Genomic DNA, 7935 nt, shown 5'->3' on the forward strand with positions numbered 1-7935 from the left:
GTGCAGGCCAAGTATCTTGCCGACCAGCTTTGTGAAGTCAGCACCGCTTTAGAAGATGCAGTTGTGCAAACCTATGGGGAGTTTCCAGCAAACTGCGCAGCGATCTTGCTGCTTTTGCGAAGAAAGTCAGCGCCCTCTCTTGCGTACATCTCAAAGCAAATCTGTCTCAGCAGTTTCGCAACTGTGCGGGTCATTGATTGGTTTGAAAACGGCCAACTGGTACGGGTATGAAGCGAAATGGTCATTAGGTGCAGTTAAAACTCACGGCCGGTGGCAAGACAAAAGCTGAATTTGATGGATCATTCAAACGGAGATTTCCATGAAAAACTATTCGTTCTTCTTGCCGCGACCACACTCTTAGCGGCCTTCCAGACAACATCCATTCCCGTCTCCTGAAACAATCAAAGTCAATATACTCGATTGTCCGGGATCAGGGATGAACCCGAAACATCAACACGCAAAGGGCCAAACACTCCATTACTCTGAAGCTTAATCTGTCCAACTATCATTGACGACGGATATAATGCAGGCAATAGTTGACTGTTGAGGTTTGATTCAATTTACTTCATGCGTTAGCCATGCCTCACAATAGGCTATCAAGCCTTTTGAGACATTCTCTGCGAGCCATCTCTCTAAAATCGCAAAGCGCTTGCTGAGGACGTGCTAAAGACGAGTAAGCCAAAACATAATCAAAAACGACAGCAGGCGAGAACCTACGTATAACAACACGATCAGTAAGCCATGTAGGAGCGGCAAAAGGTTCAATTAAGCCGATGGCCAAGCCTGCATTAATCAAACTGTATCCTGTATTTGAGTTTTGAATTGCAATAGTGTGTTTAGTTTCAATATTATGTTCCTGGAAAGCGTGCTCTATTGCGTCCCAGTTTCCGAGGCCAGAAGGGACAATTTTAAGAACGTCTTCCCCATGAAAGTCTTGAGGTGTGATAACTACTTTCTTGGCTAATGGATGGGACTTGTGAAGCGCACAAACATGAGCGGCTTTTATCAATGGTTCTTGGATTATCCCAGGCATTTCCGGGAATGACTGTAAAATACCGAGATTCGTTTGCTGCCCTTGAATTCGGGTTAGAATTTCTGAAGATGAAAAACATTCTATCATTAATTCTGTATCAGGATAGCTCTGCCTAAATGTTTTTATGGCAGGTGGAAAAATAAATGCTGACAGAGCCTGTGTAGCGGAGATAGTTAAAGACAAGGGTTTGTTATTTCTAATTTTGGCAGCAACTGCCTCAAGTAACTCTGGTCCAGAAAAATATCGCTCTACCCCTTGAAAAAAGCGCACTGCCTCTGGCGTTGGAGTTGATAACGTTTGACCACGTTCAAACAGCTTGAAACCCAAATTTTCCTCAAGCCGCTTCATAGCACTACTTACTGCTGGGGCGCTTATATTCAATAACTTAGAAGCCATCCTAAAAGAGCCGTGCTCCATAACAGTTTTAAATATATCAAGTTGCCTTTGATTCATTTCAATCTCCAACTTAACAATAATTTATTTTGACTTAAAAAATATCACTAGATGTTATCTAGTAATTGTTGCATGTTAAAAATGCAACACTCAAAAGGTTATAGTAATGATTGAAAGCACATCTGCGCCAACTATTGTTGTTACTGGGTATGGCGCTTGGCCAACTGCTGAAAAGAATCCATGTATTCAAGTTATCGATATTCTAAAAACTCAGAACTGGGGGAATTGCAGTTTGCACTTTCTTGGAATGCCAGTTGTTTCTAAAGATCTATCTCATGAAGTTGACGCTATAATTCAAAGATTACAACCAGATGCTTGGATTGGGCTTGGCGTAGCCTTGAGGTATCCCGTTATCAAAGCTGAGAATATAAGCATCAATAAACTTAATTTAGTCGTGCCTGATGCCAATGGAGACATTAGCGGACCAAAAACAATTTGTGACACTGGCCCGCTCGCATATGAGGCCACTATTCCTAATAATCGTATAGTAGAAGGGATGAAAGAAGCAGGTATTCCTGCAATGCAGTCCTTTTATGCTGGCACTCATCTTTGTAACCAAATGCTTTATACCTGCTGTAATGTCGCTGCCAAAACATCTATATCCATGAAATCTGGGTTTATTCATATTCCCCAAGCCTCAGAAAACATTGCAGATGACATAGATCGGATAGAACCAGGCCCATCTTTACCTCTCGAGATCCTCGTATCTGCTGTTTCAATCGCTATCCAGCATACTGTTGAGGAGCTCACCGTCTCATGAAACAAAGCAGTTCGCCAGACTTCCCTATCTTGAGCGTCAAAGACTTATGTGTTGAGTTTAAGAAAGGGACGGAAGCGACAAGGGTAGTCGATAACCTCAACTTCAATCTTATGCCAAATAAAACATTGGCGATTGTCGGAGAGTCAGGCTCAGGTAAATCTATCTCTTCCCTGGCTATTTTAGGGTTGACCCACCACCTCGGCGCACAAATTACGTCGGGGACAATTATGTTTGAGAGCAGCCATTATGGTGGTCAGGTCAACCTGGCGGCACTGAACGATAGTGAGATGAGGCCAATCAGAGGCAATGAGATATCTATGATATTTCAAGAGCCTATGACCAGTTTGAATCCGGTTTTTACAGCTGGATCGCAGATCATTGAAGCGCTTCGCTTGCACGGAGGCATTTCTTACAAGCAAGCCCGGCACCGCGCTTTGCAGCTTATTGACTTGGTAAGACTTCCCAATGCGAAACAGGTGCTAGACTCCTACCCTCATCAACTTTCCGGCGGCCAGCGCCAACGTATCATGATCGCCATGGCTCTTTCCAGCAATCCCAAAATTTTGATAGCTGACGAACCAACCACAGCCCTTGACGTGACGATACAAGCTCAAGTGCTATCGATCATTCGCGACCTGCAGAATGATTTTAAGACCTCCGTCATTTTTATCTCTCACGATATGGCCGTTGTTTCACAAATGGCGGATGACGTGCTCATAATGCAAGCAAGTCAAGCGGTAGAAACGGGCTCAGTCAAATCCGTTTTTTATGCGCCTAACGCTGCCTATACTAAAGCACTCCTCGCCGCTGTACCGCAGATTGGAAGTATGAAGGGCAAAACGGATCCGGAGTTTTTCTATTTGCCAGATGGTGATGTTTACATTGATCATTCAACTTGCAAAAAAATCAGCATCCCAGATTATTCAAAGCCCTTACTCGAAGTTGAAAATTTAACGTCTCGATACGACATAAGATCCGGACTGCTTAATCGAATATCACAGCGTGTTCATGCTGTTGAAGACATAAACCTGAAAATATACCCCGGCGAGACTCTGGCATTGGTGGGTGAATCTGGTTCTGGTAAGTCAACGATTGGGAAAACGATCCAGCAGCTCATACCTCCGGTTTCTGGTCAGATAAAATTCGCGGGAACGAGCATTTTGGATCTGCCGCGCGCACAGCAAAAATCCTTTATGCGTAATATACAATATGTCTTTCAAGATCCCTACGGATCTCTTAATCCGCGCAAAAAAATTGGCGAAAGCATCATTGAACCAGCACTAACGCACGGGCTGGTCTCCAGCAAGGATCTGGCCGTTCAGCGCGTCGCAGATCTTTTGCATAAAGTTGGTTTGAGCCGCAGTTATGCCGACCGATATCCCCACGAATTCTCAGGTGGTCAACGTCAACGAATTTGCATAGCGCGTGCACTGGCCTGCGAGCCTGGTCTGATTATCGCCGATGAAGCCGTTTCTGCGCTTGATGTTTCAGTACAGGCGCAAGTCTTAAATCTGCTCATGAGGCTGCAAGCAGAGCAAGGACTGAGCTATCTTTTTATTACACACGACATGGCTGTTGTTGAGCGGATTAGTCACCGGGTGGCAGTCATGTATTTGGGCCGCCTGGTTGAAGTTGGAACACGCCAGCAGATATTCGAAAATCCGAGCCATTTTTACACCAAACGTTTGATGAACGCTGTTCCTGTGATCGATTTCGACAAGGAACACAAGCCCGAAGTGTTTGAAGGGGAGCCTCCAAGCATTATCCGGCCAGCTGATTTTGATCCTGCCCTAGCGTTATTCGAAGAGATTGAACAAGGGCATTTTGTTGCAGTGAATTTTTAAAATCCAGCATTCAAAGAATGCTGGAGGGAGCGCTAAAGAGCGCGTTTTGGGGAGAAAAGCACATGTTAAAGAGTGGGTTGGTTTTCAGATCTTTTGCCTTTTTATCAGGATTTACGGCATTGGTGGCAGCTGATGTTCAGACATCTTATGCGCGTGATATGCTAACAGTCGCCCAAAGACGCGACCCTCAAAACCTTGATCCAATCGATACCTTTACATTGTCTTGGGGCTCGTTTGGTAGCAATATTTTTGACGGGCTTTTAGTTCGCGATGAAAATTTAAAGCTTGAACCTGCTCTGGCGAAAGATTGGAAATTCTTCGACAACAACAAGCGTATTCGGTTCTTTCTGCGTGAAGATGTTATCTTCCATAACGGCGAAAAATTTAATGCTAAGGCTGTTAAATTCACCTTTGACCGCCTGTTAGGTGAACAAGGTGCAAAAGGACCGCAACAATCTAATTATACGTCTATTGAACGCCTCGACCTTGTCGATGATTACACCGTTGATTTTATTATGAATAAAGTTGACCCGGTCTTATTGACTAAGCTTTCTGGATACGGCGCAATGATTGTCCCTCCCCAATACATCCAGGAGGTTGGAGAGAAAGCCTTCGATATGAAGCCAGTAGGGACCGGACCATTTCAAGTCATGGACTATACTCCGTCAGTCGGCCTAAAGATGGAGCGATTTGACAAATATTGGAATGGCACGGCAAAAGTTGACCAGCTGAACATACGTTTTATATCACAGCCGGCAACACGCATTGCGGAACTGCTGTCGGGTGGTGTCGATATCGCTCTCAATATTCCAACGACATCCATTGATACGATTAAAGCAAATGAAGTTACAGATTTGGTGGCTGTTGAAGGGCCTACAATTCGTCTTCTACGCTTCAAAGTACAGGATGCAGTCACTTCGGATATTCGAGTGCGCAAAGCGATTAATATGGCCATTGACCGAAAGGCTATAATCGACGCTCTGCTGAAAGGATACGGATCGCCTATCACGAGTGCTCAGGGTTCGAAATCTCTTGGATTTGATCCTACTCTTGAAGGATATCCCTATGATCCTGAAGCGGCCAAAAAGCTCTTGAAGGAAGCAGGAGTTAAACCGGGCACTGAAATTACGCTCGATATCACCAATAACGACGACACAATGAGAGAAGTTGCCCAGGCTGTTGCAGGCTTGCTTAGCGTTGTTGGCCTTCAAGTCAAAATCAGAATGCATGAGCCAAATATTTACTCAACAGAGATCATACCTCAGGGCAAAACCGGCGAATTGTTTTCCTTTGGCTGGGGAGGCTGGACATTCGATTTTGATAATACCGCCTATCTTTTGTACCATTCTGGCGAGCGCTGGAACCCTTATATTCAAAACCCAGAGCTTGATAAACTCCTTGAGAAACAACGTGAGCTTTACGACCCTGAACAACGTGAAGCTATCTTGAAACAGATTGCAGCTTACGCAAACGTGTACGCGCTGGATGTGCCTCTTTTCAATTTCTCAACACTTTACGGAGTTAACAAACAGGTCAAAGGCTTCGTACCAGCCCCAGATGATCGTACGAGATTCATGTCGGTCACTTTCGAAAAATAACCAGCGGCGGCGCTTAACGCGCCGCTGCCCTTCTTTGAATTGAATGGTACGTTTATGCCTATTTTGAGCTTTGTTCTGCAAAGGGTTCTGCAGGCTGTTTTTGTGTTACTGGCCGTGACGCTTTGCGTTGCTTTTCTCATCAGATTTACTGGTGATCCAGCTTTCATGCTCACGCAAGAATCTGCAAGTGTCACCGAAGCCGATCTGCTTCGCATACGTGAATCTTTAGGTCTCAACCAGTCTTTTCCAATGCAATATTGGCAGTTCATCTCCAATTTAGTGCAGGGAGAACTTGGTCAGAGCTTTTTTCGCGGCCAGATAGCTGAACTTATGCGGATTGCATTTCCCGCAACGATGGTCCTTGCCTTGTCATCAATGGCAGTTTCAATCCTGCTTTCAATTCCTTTTGGAATTTACAGTGCTGTTCATAAAGGTGGCTGGGCTGATCAGGTCATTCGGATATTCTCACTGCTGGGCTTGTCATTTCCAAATTTCTGGCTGGCGATGATGTTCGTGCTGTTACTTTCTGTGACCTTTCCGATTTTCCCTGCAAGCGGATTTACATCCTGGTCCTCTTTGATCATGCCAAGTCTGACGATGGGCATAATTTTGACGGCCACCAACATCCGTTTAATGCGCACAGCCATGATAGAAACACTGTCAGCGCAATATATTATGGTCGCCAGAGCAAAGGGCCTTCAGGAACGTACTGTCATTTACAAACACGCGTTACGAAACAGTGCCATCGTGTTTGTGACTTATGTAGGTCTGCAATTTGGAAACCTAATCGGCGGTGTTGTGATTGTCGAGCTTGTGTTTAACTGGCCGGGAATGGGAACACTCGCAATCGATGCAATTGCCCAACGTGATTATCCGATCCTGCAAGCCTGTGTATCAATCCTTGCAATTGCCATTGTTGCCGTAAATCTCTCAGTGGATTTGGTCTATGGCCTGATCGATCCCAGAATTCGGGTGAAGTAAAATGATCACCAAATTTAAAAGCTATCTGGGGCAGTTTGAGTTTATTGTTGGCGCTACGCTAACCTTTGGCATGGGCTTCCTCGTTCTGATATCCTCTTTGCTTTACCCTGACGGAGGAGAAACAATTAATCTCAGTGCCCGCCTGATGCCTCCGTTTGCCGACAGCAATTTTCCCTTAGGTGCAGATCCTTTGGGCCGAAATGTTCTGGAGAGGATCATTTTAGGAGGACGCATCTCGTTTTCTGTAGGCATATTGTCCGTTGCCGGAGCGCTAATGATCGGAACGGTCATAGGTCTGCTGGCCGGCTATTACAGTGGCATTGCAGACACATTCATTATGAGATTTGCTGATATACAACTAGCGCTGCCGTTTATCTTACTGGCTATTACCATCATCGCCATTGTTGGCCCAGGGTTGGACCGGATCATAATCCTGATGATCTTATCACAATGGGTGCAATACGCACGGCTGGTACGCTCTTCTGTTTTATCAATTCGCGAACGAGAATTCATCCAGGCGGCAAGAAGTTACGGCTTGCCGGATTCAAAGATTATATTCTCCCACATTCTGCCAAACGCACTTGGTCCACTCATCATTTTAATGACATTGAATGTGGCAAACAACATCCTACTTGAAAGCAGCCTGACCTTCCTTGGGCTTGGCGTGGATCCGCAAACACCGAGCTGGGGCAATATGCTCTCTGAGGGCCGCAATTACGTGCAAACAGCCTGGTGGGTCACAGTGTTTCCGGGCATCGCAGTAATGCTTTCAGTGCTTGGTCTTAACCTCTTAGGCGACTGGCTGCGAGACAGGCTAGACCCGCTAGGAAATGCAAGTCGTTAGGGCGCTATCTACGGCTCTGTTGCAAACATGCTTTAGAGCGTATTTTGTGTTATTTCAGTACGGTGGTTTAGGCGTTTTCGCTCTGAAGATGGTTTTCAAGCATAGTCATAGCTTCAGACGGCGTTGTCACGTAAACTTTGACACCAGTTTAATGGGTTAGCGGTTGTCTCATGACGACATCATCGATCAGCTGCAAACGCCACCGGTTCCCACCTCAAATCATTGCCCATGTCGTTTGGCTTTATCACCGCTTCTCACTTAGCTTACGCGAAGTAGAAGAAATGCTGCTGGAAAGGGGCATTGTGGTCTCCTATGAAACCATCCGTCGCTGGGGAATTAAGTTTGGCCCAGCTTACGTTCGCCAGTTGCGTCGCAAAACTCCCAGCGCCACTGATGTCTGGTATCTTGATGAGGTTGTGATC

At 45.5% G+C, this 7935-nt stretch carries 7 protein-coding genes and 1 pseudogene; 7 read left to right on the plus strand and 1 reads right to left on the minus strand.

Annotated features, from left to right (window positions below):
• Positions 1-231, plus strand: a 231-nt coding sequence (locus PsAD26_RS29890) for a hypothetical protein (protein ID WP_206600031.1), incomplete at its 5' end; no start/stop codon positions are given.
• A gap of 352 nt (positions 232-583) precedes the next feature.
• On the opposite strand, the gene PsAD26_RS23100 is transcribed toward PsAD26_RS29890, so the two are convergent.
• The gene (locus PsAD26_RS23100; RefSeq protein WP_063312300.1) at positions 584-1486 is read right to left on the minus strand and encodes a LysR family transcriptional regulator; all 903 of its coding nucleotides are present in this window, start codon (positions 1484-1486) and stop codon (positions 584-586) included.
• Between the two features lie 106 nt (positions 1487-1592).
• Between PsAD26_RS23100 and PsAD26_RS23105 the strand changes: the two genes are divergently transcribed.
• The 6 genes and pseudogenes from PsAD26_RS23105 to PsAD26_RS23130 form a co-directional block, all read left to right on the plus strand.
• The gene (locus PsAD26_RS23105; RefSeq protein WP_063312301.1) at positions 1593-2246 is read left to right on the plus strand and encodes a hypothetical protein; all 654 of its coding nucleotides are present in this window, start codon (positions 1593-1595) and stop codon (positions 2244-2246) included.
• Complete coding sequence (locus PsAD26_RS23110) at positions 2243-4090, plus strand: ABC transporter ATP-binding protein (protein WP_063312302.1); 1848 nt, start codon at positions 2243-2245, stop codon at positions 4088-4090. The genes PsAD26_RS23105 and PsAD26_RS23110 overlap by 4 nt, the downstream gene beginning before the upstream one ends.
• A 62-nt stretch (positions 4091-4152) precedes the next feature.
• On the plus strand, positions 4153-5688 hold the full coding sequence (locus PsAD26_RS23115) for an ABC transporter substrate-binding protein (protein ID WP_063312303.1): 1536 nt from the start codon (positions 4153-4155) through the stop codon (positions 5686-5688).
• 60 nt (positions 5689-5748) lie between these two features.
• Positions 5749-6669 (plus strand): ABC transporter permease, encoded by a 921-nt coding sequence (locus PsAD26_RS23120; RefSeq protein WP_153041557.1) that lies wholly within the window; start codon positions 5749-5751, stop codon positions 6667-6669.
• Between the two features lies 1 nt (position 6670).
• On the plus strand, positions 6671-7513 hold the full coding sequence (locus PsAD26_RS23125) for an ABC transporter permease (protein ID WP_063312305.1): 843 nt from the start codon (positions 6671-6673) through the stop codon (positions 7511-7513).
• Between the two features lie 170 nt (positions 7514-7683).
• Positions 7684-7935 (plus strand): annotated as a pseudogene (locus PsAD26_RS23130) (IS6 family transposase); the annotation flags it as partial.

Origin of the sequence: Pseudovibrio sp. Ad26, assembly GCF_001623285.1 — a bacterium.
Taxonomy (GTDB): Bacteria; Pseudomonadota; Alphaproteobacteria; order Rhizobiales; family Stappiaceae; genus Pseudovibrio; species Pseudovibrio ascidiaceicola.

Excerpts from the sequence above, each read along its gene's own strand:
- PsAD26_RS23125 (WP_063312305.1), top strand. The coding sequence starts at position 6,671 with ATGATCACCAAATTTAAAAGCTATCTGGGGCAGTTTGAGTTTATTGTT.
- PsAD26_RS23100 (WP_063312300.1), bottom strand. The coding sequence starts at position 1,486 with ATGAATCAAAGGCAACTTGATATATTTAAAACTGTTATGGAGCACGGC.
- PsAD26_RS23110 (WP_063312302.1), top strand. The coding sequence starts at position 2,243 with ATGAAACAAAGCAGTTCGCCAGACTTCCCTATCTTGAGCGTCAAAGAC.
- PsAD26_RS23105 (WP_063312301.1), top strand. The coding sequence starts at position 1,593 with ATGATTGAAAGCACATCTGCGCCAACTATTGTTGTTACTGGGTATGGC.
- PsAD26_RS23115 (WP_063312303.1), top strand. The coding sequence starts at position 4,153 with ATGTTAAAGAGTGGGTTGGTTTTCAGATCTTTTGCCTTTTTATCAGGA.